The organism is Streptomyces sp. GL_148 (assembly GCF_057834205.1).
The window spans coordinates 6,015,906-6,032,802 of record NZ_CM174396.1; the positions used below are offsets into that span (position 1 = coordinate 6,015,906).

The 16,897-nt window shown below is 71.7% G+C and carries 15 protein-coding genes; 10 read left to right on the plus strand and 5 right to left on the minus strand.

The window, feature by feature from the left end; genetic code table 11:
* Window positions 1-66: 66 nt before the first annotated feature.
* Window positions 67-1,071 carry an ArsR/SmtB family transcription factor gene (locus AC3IYI_RS27770; protein ID WP_489406275.1) on the minus strand — a complete coding sequence of 335 codons (1,005 nt, stop codon included), beginning with the start codon at window positions 1,069-1,071 and terminating at the stop codon, window positions 67-69.
* Between the two features lie 263 nt (window positions 1,072-1,334).
* Between AC3IYI_RS27770 and AC3IYI_RS27775 the strand changes: the two genes are divergently transcribed.
* The 6 genes from AC3IYI_RS27775 (at window position 1,335) to AC3IYI_RS27800 (ending at window position 6,517) form a co-directional block, all read left to right on the plus strand.
* Entirely contained in the window at window positions 1,335-2,615 is a 1,281-nt protein-coding gene (locus AC3IYI_RS27775; RefSeq protein ID WP_489406276.1) for an MFS transporter, read from the plus strand.
* A 21-nt stretch (window positions 2,616-2,636) separates the two neighbouring features.
* Window positions 2,637-3,146: a MarR family winged helix-turn-helix transcriptional regulator gene (locus AC3IYI_RS27780; protein WP_489406277.1), complete on the plus strand. Its 510-nt coding sequence runs from the start codon at window positions 2,637-2,639 to the stop codon at window positions 3,144-3,146.
* A gap of 423 nt (window positions 3,147-3,569) precedes the next feature.
* A complete protein-coding gene (locus tag AC3IYI_RS27785) occupies window positions 3,570-3,749 on the plus strand; it encodes a hypothetical protein (protein WP_489406278.1) in 180 nt (59 codons plus the stop codon).
* A gap of 58 nt (window positions 3,750-3,807) precedes the next feature.
* Window positions 3,808-4,137, plus strand: coding sequence for a DUF3817 domain-containing protein (locus tag AC3IYI_RS27790; RefSeq protein WP_489406279.1), 330 nt, complete (start codon window positions 3,808-3,810; stop codon window positions 4,135-4,137).
* Window positions 4,138-4,222: 85 nt separating this feature from the next.
* Window positions 4,223-5,923, plus strand: a complete 1,701-nt coding sequence (gene icmA / locus AC3IYI_RS27795) for a coenzyme B12-dependent isobutyryl-CoA mutase large subunit (RefSeq protein ID WP_489406280.1) — start codon at window positions 4,223-4,225, stop codon at window positions 5,921-5,923.
* A gap of 42 nt (window positions 5,924-5,965) precedes the next feature.
* Window positions 5,966-6,517, plus strand: coding sequence for a hypothetical protein (locus tag AC3IYI_RS27800; protein ID WP_489406281.1), 552 nt, complete (start codon window positions 5,966-5,968; stop codon window positions 6,515-6,517).
* Here AC3IYI_RS27800 and AC3IYI_RS27805 read toward each other — a convergent pair.
* A complete protein-coding gene (locus AC3IYI_RS27805; RefSeq protein ID WP_489406282.1) occupies window positions 6,459-7,121 on the minus strand; it encodes a TetR/AcrR family transcriptional regulator in 663 nt (220 codons plus the stop codon). The genes AC3IYI_RS27800 and AC3IYI_RS27805 overlap by 59 nt on opposite strands.
* 287 nt (window positions 7,122-7,408) lie before the next feature.
* Between AC3IYI_RS27805 and AC3IYI_RS27810 the strand changes: the two genes are divergently transcribed.
* The 4 genes from AC3IYI_RS27810 (at window position 7,409) to AC3IYI_RS27825 (ending at window position 11,606) form a co-directional block, all read left to right on the plus strand.
* Entirely contained in the window at window positions 7,409-8,416 is a 1,008-nt protein-coding gene (locus AC3IYI_RS27810) for a tetratricopeptide repeat protein (RefSeq protein ID WP_489406283.1), read from the plus strand.
* Window positions 8,417-9,007: 591 nt separating this feature from the next.
* Complete coding sequence (locus tag AC3IYI_RS27815) at window positions 9,008-9,637, plus strand: DUF6230 family protein (RefSeq protein ID WP_489406284.1); 630 nt, start codon at window positions 9,008-9,010, stop codon at window positions 9,635-9,637.
* Window positions 9,638-9,763: 126 nt separating this feature from the next.
* Window positions 9,764-10,348 carry a DUF6114 domain-containing protein gene (locus AC3IYI_RS27820; RefSeq protein WP_489406285.1) on the plus strand — a complete coding sequence of 195 codons (585 nt, stop codon included), beginning with the start codon at window positions 9,764-9,766 and terminating at the stop codon, window positions 10,346-10,348.
* Window positions 10,338-11,606, plus strand: a complete 1,269-nt coding sequence (locus tag AC3IYI_RS27825; protein WP_489406286.1) for a hypothetical protein — start codon at window positions 10,338-10,340, stop codon at window positions 11,604-11,606. The genes AC3IYI_RS27820 and AC3IYI_RS27825 overlap by 11 nt, the downstream gene beginning before the upstream one ends.
* Before the next feature lie 141 nt (window positions 11,607-11,747).
* On the opposite strand, the gene pyk is transcribed toward AC3IYI_RS27825, so the two are convergent.
* The 3 genes from pyk to pta form a co-directional block, all read right to left on the minus strand.
* Entirely contained in the window at window positions 11,748-13,178 is a 1,431-nt protein-coding gene (gene pyk / locus AC3IYI_RS27830) for a pyruvate kinase (protein WP_489406287.1), read from the minus strand.
* A gap of 63 nt (window positions 13,179-13,241) precedes the next feature.
* On the minus strand, window positions 13,242-14,456 hold the full coding sequence (locus tag AC3IYI_RS27835) for an acetate/propionate family kinase (protein ID WP_489406288.1): 1,215 nt from the start codon (window positions 14,454-14,456) through the stop codon (window positions 13,242-13,244).
* A 59-nt stretch (window positions 14,457-14,515) separates the two neighbouring features.
* Window positions 14,516-16,597 (minus strand): phosphate acetyltransferase, encoded by a 2,082-nt coding sequence (gene pta, locus AC3IYI_RS27840; protein ID WP_489406289.1) that lies wholly within the window; start codon window positions 16,595-16,597, stop codon window positions 14,516-14,518.
* Window positions 16,598-16,897 lie beyond the last annotated feature (300 nt).

Sequence of the window (16,897 nt, forward strand, 5' to 3'; positions counted from 1 at the left end):
CCCTTCCTCCGTTCCCCGGGCTGCGCCCGGACCGCCTCGGGGGCTCCGCCCCCGGACCCCCGCGCCTCAAACGCCGGCGGGGCTGGATTCGGTGGAGCCGCCCGTCAGGGCGATGGCCAGGGGGGTGCGTTCGTAGAGGATCTGGTGGCCGTGGCGGGAGGGGATGAGGAGGCCGGCTTCCTGGAGGGTTTTGAGGTGGGCGGAGACGGTGGAGGGGGCCAGGGACAGGCGGTGGGCCAGGGTGGTGGTCGAGGCGGGCTCGGTCAGGGCGCAGAGGATGTCGGCGCGGGAGCGGCCCAGCAGCTGGGCCAGGGACCGGGGGGCCGGGCCCGCGGGGGCGGTCCACAGGGCGCCGATGCCCCGGGCCGGGTACACCAGGGTCGGCTGCCACGGCGGGTCGTAGCCGCCCACCACCTCCGGCCAGACGAAGGCGCTGGGCATGAGGAGGAGTCCCTGGCCGTCGAGGGAGCGGTCGTGGTGGCCCCGGCGGGCGATGGTGAGGGTGTTGCCCGACCAGCCCAGATCCGGGTGGAGGCCGTCGAAGAGGGCCTCCAGCCCGCCCGCGGCCAGCCGCCGGGAGTGGAACAGGACGTCCGCCTCCAGCAGCGCGCGCAGCCGGGGCCAGTGCGGGGCGACCAGCGCCCGCCATGCCTGCTCGTAGAGGTCGGCCAGCTCCTGGACCGCCCGCTCGGGATCCGCCAGCATCCGCTGCCCGGCCGCGCTCTCCAGGGCGCCCGGGGTGCAGACCAGGGAGCGCCGCAGGTCCTCCCGCGCCGCCTGCGGATCGGCGGCCCGGACCCGCGCGAGCTCCTCCTCGAAGGTGACCGACGGGCCCGTCGGGGGCGGGCTGAGGAAGTCCGGATTGTGTCCCGTGCGCGGCATCAGCAGCCACAGCGGCCGCAGGTCCAGCCCGGCGGCCGCCGTGCGGATCCCGCGGAGCCAGGGCAGGTGGTAGGCGTGGCGCCGCGGGTCCAGCAGGACACGTACCGCCTCCTGGGTCTCCCAGCGGGGCGAGATCGAGAACCGGCAGCGGAGGAGGTCGGCGGGGCCGAAGCGGAAGTGGAAGGGCACGGGCGGATCCCTCCGGGCGTGGGACGGGATGGGCGGGGCGGCGGCGGGGGAGGCGGGGGAGGCGGGGTGCCGGGTCGGCCCGGCCGGCGCGGGGCGGCGGGAGCCCGGACGGCGGGGCGGCGGGATGGGCGGGACGGCGGGATACCGGGCGGCTGGACGGGGCTGGACGGGGCTGGACGGCGGGGGGCCGGGCCGGGACGCGGGTGATTCGGGTGGGGGCGAATCTCTGGTGTGCCAGCCTAGGCGCCGCCAGGGTGCACCGTATGACCACCACAGACCCGTCCGCGTCCCCGGCGACCACGCTCCCCGGCCAGGACCCCGCGCCGGAGCCCGCCGGATACCGGGGCGTCTTCCGGGTCGGGGAGTTCCGGCCGGTCTTCGCCGCGCACCTGCTGTCCGTGCTCGGCGTCGTCATCGCCGAGATCTCCCTCACCGTCCTCGTCTACCGCGCCACCGGCTCCCCCCTGATGAGCGCGCTCACCTTCGCCCTCGGCTTCCTCCCCTACGCCCTCGGCGGCACCCTCCTCGCACCGCTCGCCGACCGGCTCCCCGCCCGCCGCGTGCTCGTCGGCTGCGACCTCGTCTGCGCGGCCTGCGCGGCGGCCATGGCCCTGCCCGGCACCCCGGTCGCCCTGCTCCTCGTCCTGCGCTGCGCGATGGCCTTCGTCGCGCCGCTGTTCCAGGGCACCCGCAGCGCCTCCCTCGCCGACGTCCTCGGCGCCGGGGACGCGTACGTCCTGGGCCGCTCGCTGCTGCGCATGGTGGCGCAGAGCGCCCAGCTCATCGGCTTCGGGCTCGGCGGGCTGCTGCTCACCGTGCTGGCGCCGCGCGGGGCGATCCTCCTCACGGCCGCCGGCTTCCTCGGCTCCGCGCTCCTGCTGCGCCTGGGCACCCGGGCCAGGCCCGCCCGGAGCGCGGGCTCCGGCCCGCGGCTCTCCCCGCTCGCCGGGCTGCGCGCCGTGCTGGGCCACCGCCGGCTGCGGGCCCTGACCCTGCTGTCCTGGCTGCCGCCGCTCTTCGTGGTCGTCCCCGAGGCACTGCTGACGCCGTACGCCACCGGCCTCGGCATCTCCACCGCCGGGCTCGGGCTGCTGATGTGCGCGATGCCGGCCGGCGCCATCGCCGGGGAGGTGTGGGCGGGCTCCGCGCTCACCGCCCGAACGCGTTCTCGGATCACGGCCCCGCTCGCGGCGCTCTCGCTGCTGCCGCTGCTCGTGTACGCCGTCCGGCCCGGCCTGCCGCTCCTGCTGACCGCGCTCGTCCTGGCCGGGCTGGCCCACGCGTACACCCTCGGGCTCGACCAGTGGTACGTCGAGGCCGTGCCCGAGGAGCTACGCGGCCGGGCGATGACCCTGCTCAGCACCGGTCTGATGACCCTTCAGGGCGTGGGCATGGCGCTCGCCGGCCTCGCGGCGGAATTCCTGTCCGTCCACGTGGTGGTCGCGTCGGCCTCGGTGCTCGGTACCGGGGTGGTCCTGCTGCTGCTCGCGGAGCTGCGCCGGACGGACGGGCCGAGGCGTGAGACGGATCCCGCCGCCAAATGACCGCCGGGTAGGGTCTGATGCGTGCCCAAGCCGCTCAGCCTTCCCTTCGACCCGATCGCCCGCGCCGACGAACTCTGGCAGCAACGCTGGGGCCCCGTCCCCTCGATGGCCGCGATCACCTCGATCATGAGGGCGCACCAGATCCTGCTCGGCGAGGTCGACGCCGTCGTCAAGCCGTACGGTCTGACCTTCGCGCGCTACGAGGCGCTGGTGCTGCTGACCTTCTCCAAGGCCGGGGAGCTGCCGATGTCGAAGATCGGCGAGCGGCTGATGGTGCACCCGACGTCGGTGACGAACACGGTGGACCGGCTGGTGAAGTCCGGCCTCGTCGCCCGGCGCCCGAACCCGAACGACGGGCGCGGCACCCTCGCGTCGATCACGGACAGGGGCCGCGAGGTGGTCGAGGCGGCCACGAAGGCGCTGATGGAGATCGACTTCGGGCTGAGCGCCTACGACGCCGAGGAGTGCGGGGAGATCTTCGCGCTCCTGCGCCCGCTCCGGGTGGCCGCGTCCGACTTCGAGGAGAAGTGACCGCGGTCGCCTGACGCGCGAGGCCCGGTCACCGGGCGGCGCCGTCACCGGCGGCGGCGTACGCTCGGCAGGGGTGGCGGTCCTTCGAGCGCGTCGCCGGGCCCGCGCAGCTGCCCGAGCCCGCGCGCACCGCGGCCCGGGTGGTGGCGCTCTTCCAGCCGATGCGGCCCTTCGGCGGGACGACCCGGACCTATGAGGAACGGCCGCCGGAGCAGATCCGGATCGGCCCGATCCGGTTCACCGGCTGGACCTTCGCCGACGGCGCGGTCCGCGTGCTGCGCAGTCAGGGCCACTGCGCCGGGCACGTGATCGTGCACCTTCGCGATGCGGGCGTCCTGCACCTGTCCGACGAGGGCAACGGGCCCTGCGGCGCGATGGCTCCTGGGCGTCGGCGGCGCCGGCCCGAACGCGCTGCTCACCGCCATGTCGGCCGTCAACCAGCTCCGCGAGCTGGGTCTGCGCCCGGAGTCCGGCGCCGTCGGCGCGCCCTGGTCCCGGCCCGCGCTCCGCGGCCCGGCGCCGGCGGCCCCGCGACCCGGCACCGGCACCGGCGCGGGCACCGGCTCCGGCACCGGCACGGGCTCCGGCACGGGCATCGGCTGACCGCTAGCTACCCCGCCCCCGTCAAGATCGTGCAAACCGGACGGCTAGGCTCGACGGCATGAAACGAAGCGTGCTGACCCGCTACCGCGTCATGGCCTACGTGACCGCGGTCATGCTCCTGATCCTCTGTGCCTGCATGGTGGCGAAGTACGGCTTCGACACCGGCGCCGACCTGACCTTCGCGGTCTCGCAGGCGCACGGTGTGCTGTTCATGGTCTACCTGGTGTTCGCCTTCGACCTGGGCTCCAAGGCCAAGTGGCCGTTCGGCAAGCTCCTGTGGGTCCTGGTCTCCGGCACCATCCCGCTCGCGGCGTTCTTCGTCGAGCGGAAGATCCGCGCCGAGGTCGAGCCCCTCATCGTGGGCGATCCGGCCGCCGCCCGCGCCTGACCTCAGCTGATCCACTCACCCCCGGGGCGACTCCCCGGGGGTTGCCCATCGACATTTACTAGGACGTCCTAGTAAATTCAGAGGCATGGACGCTGACGCCATTGAGGAAGGCCGCCGTCGCTGGCAGGCCCGGTACGACAAGGCCCGCAAGCGCGAGGCCGATTTCACCACGCTCTCCGGCGACCCCGTCGACCCCGTCTACGGGCCCAGGCCCGGCGACTCGTACGAGGGCTTCGAGCGCATCGGCTGGCCGGGGGAGTACCCGTACACCCGCGGCCTGCACGCCACCGGCTACCGGGGGCGGACCTGGACCATCCGGCAGTTCGCCGGGTTCGGGAACGCCGAGCAGACCAACGAGCGCTACAAGATGATCCTGGCCGCCGGTGGCGGCGGGCTCTCCGTCGCCTTCGACATGCCCACGCTGATGGGGCGCGACTCCGACGACCCCCGCGCGCTCGGCGAGGTCGGCCACTGCGGGGTCGCCATCGACTCCGCCGCCGACATGGAGATCCTCTTCAAGGACATCCCGCTCGGCGACGTCACCACCTCCATGACGATCAGCGGCCCCGCCGTTCCCGCCTTCTGCATGTACCTGGTGGCCGCCGAACGCCAGGGCGTCGACCCGGCCGTCCTGAACGGGACGCTCCAGACCGACATCTTCAAGGAGTACATCGCCCAGAAGGAGTGGCTCTTCGAACCCGAGCCGCACCTGCGCCTCATCGGCGACCTCATGGAGTACTGCGCGAACGGCATCCCCGCCTACAAGCCGCTCTCCGTCTCCGGTTACCACATCCGCGAGGCCGGGGCCACGGCCGCGCAGGAGCTCGCGTACACCCTCGCCGACGGGTTCGGGTACGTGGAGCTGGGCCTCTCGCGGGGGCTGGACGTGGACCACTTCGCGTCCGGTCTCTCCTTCTTCTTCGACGCGCACCTCGACTTCTTCGAGGAGATCGCCAAGTTCCGCGCCGCCCGCCGCATCTGGGCCCGCTGGATGAAGGAGGTGTACGGGGCGAAGTCCGACAAGACGATGTGGCTGCGCTTCCACACGCAGACGGCCGGTGTCTCCCTCACCGCCCAGCAGCCCTACAACAACGTCGTGCGCACCGCGGTGGAGGCCCTCGCGGCCGTCCTGGGCGGCACGAACTCCCTCCACACCAACGCCCTCGACGAGACCCTCGCGCTGCCGAGCGAGCAGGCCGCCGAGATCGCCCTGCGCACGCAGCAGGTGCTGATGGAGGAGACGGGCGTGGCCAACGTGGCCGACCCGCTGGGCGGCTCCTGGTACGTCGAGCAGCTCACCGACCGCATCGAGGCCGACGCCGAGAAGATCTTCGAGCAGATCAAGGAGCGCGGGCTGCGCGCCCACCCGAACGGGCAGCACCCGATCGGCCCGATCACCTCGGGCATCCTGCGGGGCATCGAGGACGGCTGGTTCACCGGGGAGATCGCCGAGTCGGCCTTCCAGTACCAGCGCTCGGTGGAGAAGGGCGACAAGCGCGTCGTCGGCGTCAACGTGCACCACGGCTCGGTCACCGGGGACCTGGAGATCCTGCGGGTCAGCCACGAGGTGGAGAAGGTGCAGGTCCGCGAGCTCGCCGAGCGCAAGGCCGGCCGCGACGACGCCAAGGTCACGCAGGCGCTGGACGCCATGCTCGCCGCCGCCCGCGACGGGTCGAACATGATCCCGGCGATGCTGGACGCGGCGCGCGCCGAAGCCACGATGGGCGAGATCTGCAACCTGCTGCGGGACGAGTGGGGCACGTACACGGAGCCGCCGGGCTTCTGACGCCCCGCCCTGATCCGAAAGACACGCCCTAAGGTGGCGGCCATGACAGGCCGCCGCCTTCCCGTCCCCGTGTACGGGGTGAGTGCCCGCGTGCTCATGCAGACCAACTGCGGGCCGTACGCGTACATCGCCGCCGACTTCGAGCCGCCCGGCCCAGGCGGGCTGACGGAAGTCCTGAACGCCGTGCCCGCCGAGCGCCGGCTGCCCGAGGTGTACGCCGCCTGCGTGCGGGCGGGCATCGTGCGCGGCCTCGACGGGGTGGCGGCCTCGGTGCTGCTCACCGATGCCCACGTCCACGAGGTGGACGCCTCGGAGTACGGCTACCGGCTCGCCGGGCTCGAAGCGGGGCGGGCGGCCCTGGTGGCCTCCGGGCTGCTGCCGCCGGAAGAGGCCGACAGCCTGCGCTGGGCCGACTGGCCGGGGCGCCGGAGGCCCTGGCCGGGCCACAACCCGCGCTCGGAGGCGCTGATCGCCTCGGCGCCGGCCTGGTGCGAGGACTTCCTGCCCCTGTCGGACGGCGGCCGGCCCGCGGTGGTCACACCCCCGGAGCGGGGCCGGAAGGGCCGGCGGCGGAGCCGCGGAGGCCGTACATGAGCAGCGCCGTGAAGGTGGCCACCCACAGCTCGTCCACCGGCTCGGAGCTGACCAGCGCGCGGTGGACCACCGTGCCCGCGATCACGTCGAAGATCAGGTCCGTGGTGTGGGCGGCGAGGGACGCGTCCTCCTCGTAGGGGAGTTCGCCCCGGGCCTGCGCCCGCTCGCGCCCCAGTACGACGAGACGTTTCTGCCGGTCCACGATCGCCGACCGGATCCGGTCCCGCAGGGCCTCGTCCCGGGTGGACTCGGCGACGACCGCCATCAGGGCGGTACGGGCCTCCGGGCGCCGCAGCAGCGCCGCGAACTGGAGCACCACGAACTCGATGTCGGCTTCGAGCGACCCCCGGTCGGGGAGTTCGAGGGAGTCGAAGAGCTCCGCGACGGCGTCCACGACCAGTTCGCTCTTGCCCGACCAGCGCCGGTACAGGGTGGTCTTCGCGACCCCGGCCCGCGCCGAGACGTCCCCCATCGTCAGCTTCGACCAGCCCAGCTCCACCAGCGCGTCCCGGGTCGCGGCGAGGATCGCGGCGTCCGCCGCGGCGCTGCGCGGGCGTCCGGTGCGGCCGGGCGGGCAGGAGGTGTCCGAGCTGGGGTTGCGCATGGCCGAGACCATACCCGCCGGTAGTAGAGGCGACCGGCCCCCCGGGCGTGTGGTTCAGATCACGGGGCGATCACGGGGCGCGGGCGGGTGGGGGGAGTTACGCTACGACTCGTAGCGTAAGAGCGACAACCACGCGAAGAGCTACCGGCGCCAGGTGGGGACCCGGCGCCACAGCACGGCAGCACATCGGTAGACGGCACGGCGGTATACGGCACGGCAGGTACCGCGATCGGTTCGTTTCGGCCGATCTTTTTCGTCGGCGCGCGCACTCGGGGGAGGATGTACGCATGCAGCCCAGAAACATGTCCATGAGCGGCGTCGTCGACCTCGCCGCGGTGAAGGCGGCCGGCGAGGCCAAGGCCAAGGCCGAGCAGGCCCGCGCCGACGCGGCCCGGAAGGCCGCTCAGGGCGGTGCGCCCGCGCCCGCCGGGGCCGTTCCGCCGTCCGCGCTCGTCTTCGACACCGACGAGACCCGCTTCGAGAGCCACGTCGTCCCGCTCTCGGGTGAGGTTCCGGTCATCCTCGACTTCCGCGCCGAGGGCTTCGAGCAGGGGCAGGAGCTGAGCCTGCTGCTGGAGCGGCTCACCATCGAGGCGAACGGCCGGCTCGCGCTGGCCGCGCTCGATGTCGCGGCCAACCAGAACCTGATCCGCGAGTTCCGCATCCAGGCCCTCCCGGCCGTGTTCGCCGTGGTCGCCGGTCAGGCGATGCCGCTGTTCCAGGACTTCGCGTCCGAGGGCGAGGTCCGCGGGGTCCTGGCCCAGCTGGTCCAGATCGCCGAGGAGCGCTTCGGGGTCATCGGCGTCGAGGTGGACCCCGGCGCCGAGGGCGCCGCCGCCCCGGGGCCCGGTGCCGCGGAGGAAGAGGAGCCGGCCGGTCCGTACGACGCCCTGCTCGACCAGGCGATCGAGGCGCTGGACGCCGACGACCTGGACGGGGCGGTGCGCGCCTACAAGAACGTACTGGCGGCCGATCCGTCCAACACCGACGCCAAGCTGGGCCTCGCCCAGGCCGAGCTGTTCGCCCGGGTCAAGGACATGAACCCGCAGGCGGTGCGTGCCGCGGCGGCCGAGAACCCGCGCGACCCGGCGGCGCAGATCGCGGCGGCCGACCTGGATCTGGCCGGCGGTCACGTGGCGGACGCCTTCGGGCGGCTGGTGGACACCGTGAAGGTGACGTTCGGTGAGGACCGGGACGCGGTGCGCGTGCGGCTGCTGGAGATGTTCGAAGTGGTCGGTGCGGACGACCCGCTCGTCACCTCGGCCCGTACCGCGCTCGCCAGGGTGCTGTTCTAGACCGGCACAGGACCGACACAGCACCGGCACACGCCGGTGATTTGTTGACACAGAGATAAACAGCGGCCGCGCTTTGCCAAAACTTGGCAATCGCGGCCGCTGTTACTCGCAGTAAATCGAACCCCGTGAACTGTCCGGTGTGTTCACTCTTCCTCCGGTCTGTCGTGGCCCTTGGTGACACCCTGTGTTGCTGCCCGACGGGTGGGGGACTCCCTCAGGTTATCTGGCCGTTACCCGCCAGTAACGAACCCCCTTGTGCCCCGGCCGCGAATGGACCACGATCGGCGACGCTCGGTCCTTCCCGCAGAGCCGCTCATCCGGAGCCGCGGTGGAGGGTCCCCACCGGGCCGGCCGGTGGCAGTGGCACCGGCCGTGGGACAGGGGGGTCTCCGTCACACGGCGGGGCCTGTCCCCCCAGGTTGCGCGAACGCGTGGCCAAGTGGTTGTCGCTCGGGGGTGAACGCCGGTGTACGGACGCGGCTCGGCCGCGGCTCGGCCGCTCGCGCTCCTTCCCGAGGACGTAGCACTTCTCCCATCCCAGGACGGGCACCGCCCGGACCGGAGATGTACGTCCGAGAAGGAGGAACGAACATGATTTCCCAGATTCGTGGCGGGACCAGATGGAAGCGCTTCGCGCTCGTCATGGTGCCGAGCATCGCTGCCACGGCGGCGGTCGGTGTGGGTCTGGCGCAGGGTGCCCTCGCGGCGTCCTTCAGCGTCTCGGGCCAGGACTTCAAGGTTTCGGCCGACAAGCTCGACGGTACGAACCTGATCCAGTACGGCGGCGTCGCCGAGGGCCACAACCTCGACGGCACGGCGGCTCACCACCCGGTCACCATCTCCGGGTTCAGCCACGCCGAGATCACCAACATGTGCCAGTCGCTGGTCACCCCGACGCCGCTCGGCAACATCACGCTGAGGCTGACGACGGGCACCAAGGCGGGCAAGCCCGCGGTGGCCGACAACATCTACCTGGATGTTGCCGAGCTCGACACCGACGCCGAGTTCACCAACCTGGACATCGGTGTCGCGGTCGGCGACGCGTCCCACAAGACCAAGCCGCAGGCCGGCACGGTCGCCAACAAGTACGCGTTCTCGCAGCGTGCGGACCGCGCGGTGCTGTCGAACGTGCGCCAGAAGGCGTGGGCGACGACGGCGGGCACCTTCAAGCTGCCCGACCTCAAGCTGCGCCTCCTCGGTGGCGACCAGCCCTGCTACTAGGACGAGAAGTAGTCGTTCCCGGTGCATAACCGGACGGGCGGGCGGTGACGGCAGCGGTCGCCGTCGCCCGCCCGTCCGGGCTCCACATAGTTCTCAGTACCACCCGTTTCCAGGGAGCTGTTGTCCATGAACCCCCAGGCCCCGGTTTACGTGCGCGCCGAAGACGACGCTTGGCTCACCGTGGTGTACTACCGCTTCCACGCGTGGAGCGGTCACCGCCCCTTCTGGGCAGGTCTGTTCACGCTCCTCAGCGGTGCTCCGATCCTCTATTTCCCGTACGGGGACGTCCGGCTCGGCAACGTCACCCTCGCGATGGCGACCACGACCGGTGCCGGTTCGCTGATCATCGGTGTCCTCCTGGTGACGCTGGGGCTGACGCTCTGGTTCCAGCAGGGTGTACGGATCTTCGCGGGCGTCGCCTCGATCCTGCTGGGCCTGGTGTCCATTCCGGTGTCGAACCTCGGTGGCTTCGGCCTGGGCATCATCCTCGCCCTGACCGGCGGTGGCCTCGCGCTCTCGTGGGTGCCGGGCAAGCCGGCGGACGAGACCGGCCCGAGGGACACCAGAGACCCGGCGCAGGCCGTGAACCTGGGCAAGGCCGATGCGATGGCGGGCCCCCACGGGGTCCCGGGGCAGCGCGAAACGGAAATGCAGGCATACGCGAGCGAGACGACTGCCCACGCCGATGGCGGGAGGAACAGTGCGGGGTGACGAAACGCAACGGGGCGAGGCTCCGGGTGCGGAGTCCCGTGACAGGAAGGGCCCGCGCCACGCGGCGCCCAGGAAGTCCCTGCTGACGAAGATCCAGATACCCGTCGGCAAGACGATGGCGCTGGCCGCCATGCCGACCGCGGTCTTCGTCGGCATGAGCATGGCGCCGAAGCTGGCCGTGGCCGACGACAAGGACATCCCCTTCGCGCCCGGACCGTGCGTGACGCGGTCCGACGAGCCCGCGGAATCGGCCTCCCCGTCGGCGTCGAAGAAGCCTTCCAAGACCCCGTCCAAGACTCCGCGGACGACGCCCTCACCGGGCAAGTCGCCCACGGCGGTGCCTTCGCCGAGCACGAGCCCGTCGGCGTCGACGGCCGTCGAGAAGCCCGGCCTCATGCCGGCGGCGGTCGCCCCGGCCAAGGCGGCGAACCCGCTGGACCCGCTCGGCGTCGGCGACGCCGTCGAGGGCCTGGTCGACGCGCTCGCCAAGCCCCTCACGGGCGCCGCGGCAGCGCCGGCCCCGTCCGCCACGGCGACCGAGGCGGCGACGCCCACGTCCGCTCCGGACCCGGCCGAGTCCGCGATCCGCGACGCCGCGAAGACGGCCGGCGTCACGGTCTCGGAGCTCTCCGAGGAGGTCAAGGGCACCACGGCCACCCCGAAGGACGAGACGGGCACGACGGCCACCAAGCCGAAGCCGAAGCCGACGCCGGAAACGGTGACGGAGGGCGGCAAGGGCGCCAAGGGCAAGGGCAAGGACGGGAAGGAACGCTTCCCCTGCCCGACCTACGACGCCAAGGCCCTGGCCAACGCCGAAATGGAGCAGGGCATCCCACTGCTCCCGGACGAGCCCTGGTACCTGGACAGCTCGCTGCTGACCCTCTACGGCCTCGACTACGAGGGCATCGTCGAGGTGAAGACGGCGGGCGGCAAGACCAAGACCGTCCTGAAGTTCACCGCGGACTCGCTGGACATCAAGGACCTCTACCAGACGGTCGGCAAGGGCAAGCAGGTCGCCCACCTGAAGTCCCGTCCGGGGTCCACCTCGAAGATCCGCGGGGCCAAGGTGACGATGTACACCGAGAGCCTCAAGGGCAACCTCTTCGGGATCATCCCGATCGAGTTCAGCCCGGAGAGCCCGCCGCCCCTGAACGTCCCGTTCGCGTTCTTCACGAACGCCAAGGTCGTCCAGGCCGGCCAGTTCGGCGGCACCCTGACCGTTCCGGGCCTGAAGAACTACATCGGCCCGGCGGAGTAGACGCGTACGGCCTCACGCGGCAGCACGCACCGAGGGCGGCACCCCGGATCCTCATCGGATCGGGGTGCCGCCCTCGGTCTCTGTGCGGCAGAGGCTGTACTGGTGGAGCGGTGAGCGGTGAGCGGTACGGCGCGTGCGACGTCAGTCGCGGGCGCCGCTGCCCAGGTGGTGGACCCGGACCATGTTGGTGGTGCCGGGGACGCCGGGGGGCGAGCCGGCGGTGATGATCATGGTGTCGCCCTTGTTGTACCGCTGGAGCTTGAGCATCTCCACGTCCACCAGGTCGACCATGGCGTCGGTGTTGTCCACGTGCGGGACGACGTAGGACTCGACGCCCCAGCTCAGCGTGAGCTGGTTGCGGGTGCCGGCGTCCGTGGTGAAGGCCAGGATCGGCTGGTTCGCGCGGTAGCGCGACAGGCGGCGGGCGGTGTCACCGGAGTGGGTGAAGGCGACCAGGGCCTTGCCGTCCAGGAAGTCCGCGATCTCGCAGGCCGCGCGGGCGACGGAGCCGCCCTGGGTGCGGGGCTTCTTGCCCGGGACCAGCGGCTGCAGGCCCTTGGACAGGAGCTCCTCCTCGGCCGCCTCGACGATCTTCGACATCGTCTTGACGGTCTCGATCGGGTAGGCGCCGACCGAGGACTCGGCGGACAGCATGACCGCGTCCGCGCCGTCGAGGATCGCGTTGGCGACGTCGGAGGCCTCCGCGCGCGTCGGGCGCGAGTTGGTGATCATCGACTCCATCATCTGGGTCGCGACGATCACCGGCTTGGCGTTGCGGCGGCACATCTCCACGAGGCGCTTCTGCACCATCGGGACCTTTTCGAGCGGGTACTCGACGGCGAGGTCGCCACGGGCGACCATGACCGCGTCGAAGGCCGCGACGACGCCCTCCATGTTGGCGACGGCCTGCGGCTTCTCGACCTTGGCGATGACGGGGACCCGGCGGCCCTCCTCGTCCATGACCTTGTGGACGTCCTTGACGTCGTCGGCGTCACGCACGAAGGACAGGGCGACCATGTCGCAGCCCATCCGCAGGGCGAAGCGGAGGTCGTCGACGTCCTTCTCCGACAGGGCGGGGACGTTGACGGCGGCACCCGGCAGGTTGATGCCCTTGTGGTCCGAGATGACACCGCCCTCGATGACGATGGTCTTGACCCGGGGGCCCTCGACCTCGGTCACCCGGAGCTCGACGTTGCCGTCGTTGATCAGGATCTGGTCGCCCTTGGAGACGTCGCCCGGCAGACCCTTGTAGGTCGTGCCGCAGATGGACTTGTCGCCCGGGACGTCCTCGGTGGTGATGGTGAACTCGTCACCGCGGACGAGCTCGACGGGACCCTCGGCGAAGGTCTCGAGGCGGATCTTCGGGCCCTGGAGGTCGGCGAGGACGCCGACGGCACGCCCGGTGTCCTCGCAGACCTTCCGGACACGGTCGTACCGCTCCTGGTGTTCTGCCTGGGAGCCGTGGCTGAAGTTGAATCGGGCCACGTTCATACCGGCCTCTACGAGAGCTTTCAGCTGCTCGTAAGAGTCGACGGCGGGGCCCAGCGTGCAGACGATTTTGGAACGGCGCATGGAGCGGATCCTATCGGTTTGTTTCGTAGCGGAATATTCCGTCTGGCGGAAAGTCCAAAGTGACTACCCGGTAACCAGCGCGTACGTCTGGCTGGCGATCTCCAGTTCCTCGTCCGTCGGGACCACGGCCACGGCCACCCGTGCGTACTCCGCGGACACCAGGCGCGGCTCGGGGGACCGTACCGAGTTCGCCTCCAGGTCGAGCGCCAGGCCCAGTTCGGCCAGACCGGCCAGGGCCATCTCCCGGATCTCGGAGGAGTTCTCGCCCACGCCCGCGGTGAAGGCGACCGCGTCCACCCGGCCGAGGACCGCCGAGTAGGCGCCGATGTATTTCTTCAGACGGTGGATGTACGAGGCCAGCGCCAGCCGCGCGGAGGCGTCGCCCTCCGCCGCCCGCCGCTGCACCTCGCGCATGTCGTTGTCGCCGCACAGACCCAGCAGACCGCTCTTCTTGTTGAGCAGCGAGTCGATCTCGTCGATCGACATGCCCCCGACCCGTGCCAGGTGGAAGACGACCGCCGGGTCTAGATCGCCCGAACGGGTACCCATGACCAGGCCCTCCAGCGGGGTCAGCCCCATGGAGGTCTCCACGCACACGCCGCCGTGCACGGCCGAGGCCGAGGCGCCGTTGCCCAGGTGGAGCACGATCACGTTCACGTCCTCCTCGGCCTTGCCCAGGAGCCGGGCCGTGGCCCGGGCGACGTAGGCGTGCGAGGTGCCGTGGAACCCGTACCGCCGGATGGAGTACTTGTCGGCCGTCGCGGCGTCGATCGCGTACCGCGCCACGTGCTCCGGCATGGTCGAGTGGAAGGCCGTGTCGAAGACGGCGACCTGCGGCAGGTCGGGGCGCAGCTCCCGCGCGACCTCGATGCCGGTCACGTTCGCCGGGTTGTGCAGCGGGGCGAGCGGGATCAGGGCGCGGATCTCGGCCAGGACGACGTCGTCGATCAGCGTCGGGTGGGTGAACTTGGTCCCGCCGTGCACCACCCGGTGGCCCACGGCCGCCAGCTCGGGCGAGTCCAGGCCCAGCCCGTCGGCGGCGAGCTCCGCCGCGACGGCCCGCAGCGCCGCCCCGTGGTCGGCGATGGGACCGGTCCGCTCGCGCTTGCCGCCCGCGGCCCCCGGACCGGTCAGCGGCTCGTGCACGAGCCGGGAGGTCTCCTCGCCGATGCGCTCCACCAGACCGACCGCCAGGCGGGAGGAGTCCGCCATGTCGAGCAGCTGGTACTTCACCGACGAGGAGCCGGAGTTGAGGACGAGTACGCGCGAAGCGGTCACGGTGGGGGTCTTTCCTTTGCGGTGGGGGCTCGGGGCCCGGGGGCTCGGTGGGGGAGGGCTCAGCCGGCCACGGGCCGGGACTGCGCCTGGATCGCGGTGATGGCCACGGTGGTGACGATGTCCTGGACCAGGGCGCCGCGCGAGAGGTCGTTGACGGGCTTGCGCAGACCCTGCAGGACCGGACCGACCGCCACGGCGCCGGCCGAGCGCTGCACGGCCTTGTACGTGTTGTTGCCGGTGTTGAGGTCGGGGAAGATCAGCACCGTCGCGCGGCCGGCCACCTCGGACTCGGGCAGCTTGGTCGCGGCGACCGAGGGCTCCACGGCGGCGTCGTACTGGATCGGACCCTCGATCAGCAGGTCGGGGCGCTGCTCGCGGACGATCTCGGTGGCCTTGCGGACCTTGTCCACGTCCGCGCCCGAGCCGGAGGTGCCGGTGGAGTACGAGAGCATCGCGATCCGCGGCTCCAGGCCGAACGCGGCGGCGGTGGTGGCCGACTGGACGGCGATGTCGGCGAGTTGCTCGGCGCCCGGGTCCGGGTTCACGGCGCAGTCGCCGTAGGCGAGGACCTTGTCGGCCAGGCACATGAAGAAGACCGAGGAGACGATGGACGCGTCGGGCTTGGTCTTGATGATCTCGAAGGCCGGGCGGATGGTGGCGGCGGTGGAGTGCACCGAGCCGGAGACCATGCCGTCGGCGAGGCCCTGCTGGACCATCAGGGTGCCGAAGTAGTTGACGTCGGTGACCACGTCGTGGGCCAGCTCGACCGTCATGCCCTTGTGGGCGCGGACCTTGGCGTAGTACTCGGCGAACCGTTCCCGCAGCGGGGAGGTCGCCGGGTCGATGAGTTGGGCGGCCGAGATGTCGATGCCCAGGTCGGCGGCCTTCTTCAGGATCGCCTGCTCCTCGCCCAGCAGGGTGAGGTCGCAGACCCCGCGGCGCAGCACCACGTCCGCGGCGCGCAGCACGCGCTCCTCGGTGCCCTCGGGCAGGACCACGCGGCGGCGCTCGGCGCGGGCCTGCTCCAGCAGCTGGTTCTCGAACATCATCGGCGTGACCCGCTCGGAGCGGGCCACCGAGAGCACCTCGCGCAGCTCGGCCGTGTCCACGTGGCGCTCGAACAGGCCGAGCGCGGTCTCCAGCTTGCGCGGGGTCGCGGAGTTCAGCCGGCTCTGCAGCGAGAAGAGTTCGGCGGCGGTCGGGAAGCTGTTGCCCGCCACCGAGACCACCGGGGTGCCCGGAGCCAGCTTGGAGGCCAGCGTCAGGATGTCCTTGCCCGGACGCTCGTTCAGCGTCAGCAGCACGCCGGCGATCGGCGGGGTGCCGGAGGTGTGCGCGGCGAGCGCGCCGATGACCAGGTCGGAGCGGTCCCCGGGGGTGACGACCAGGCAGCCGGGGGTCAGGGCGTTCAGGAAGTTCGGCAGCATGGCCCCGCCGAAGACGAAGTCCAGGGCGTCGCGGGCCAGTCCGGCCTCGTCGCCGAGGAGCACCTCGCCGCCGAGCGCCCGGGTGATCTGGGCGACGGTCGGGGCGGACAGGTGCTTGTCGTCCGGCAGGACGTAGCAGGGGACGGGGAGCCGGGCGGCCAGGCGCTCGGCTATCGCGGCGCGGTCCTCGGGGGCCACCCGGTTGACGACCATCGCGCCCACGTGGCAGCCCAGGGCCTCGTACGCGCGGTAGGCGTTGCGGGTCTCGGCGCGCACGGCCTCGGCCGGGTGCTTGGTGCCGCCCACGACGGGGATGACCAGCGCGCCCAGCTCGTTGGCGAGGCGGGCGTTGAGCGCCAGCTCGTCGGGGAGGTTGGTGTCGGCGTAGTCGGTGCCGAGGACCAGCATGACCTCGTAGTCGCGCGCCACCTTGTGATAGCGGCCCACGAGCTGGGAGACCAGTTCGTCGGTGCCCTTCTCGGCCAGGATGGCGGAGGCCTCGTGGTACTCCATGCCGTAGGCCGTCGCGGCGTCCTGGTCGATCCGGTACCGGCCCTTGAGCAGGTCGAAGAGCCGGTCGGGCCCGTCGTGCAGCAGGGGGCGGTACACGCCCACCCGGCCTGTCTGGCGGGTCAGGAGCTCCATGATGCCCAGCTCGACGACCTGGCGGCCGTCCCCCCGCTCGATACCCGTCACGTACACGCTGCGCGTCACGCGTGCTCTCCGTCCCAATTCGACTCGGTTGTCCCAGTAAATACGGGCTTGACCTCTTGACAATACCCCTGCGATTCCTTGGGTCGCCCGCCGGGAGAAGGGCCTGCCGGAGGGGGCCGAAAGGCCCTGTGGGCCCCCCGGGGGCGGCGGACCACAGAGCGCGCGCCACCCGGAGCCCATGGAACAATCGGACAGGCTTCATCAATACGCCCTTCATATGGCACCTCATATGGCACCTCATATGTCGCGTCGACTGGACGCCCGCACGCGAACAGTCACGTACGACCAGGAGCAGGAGAC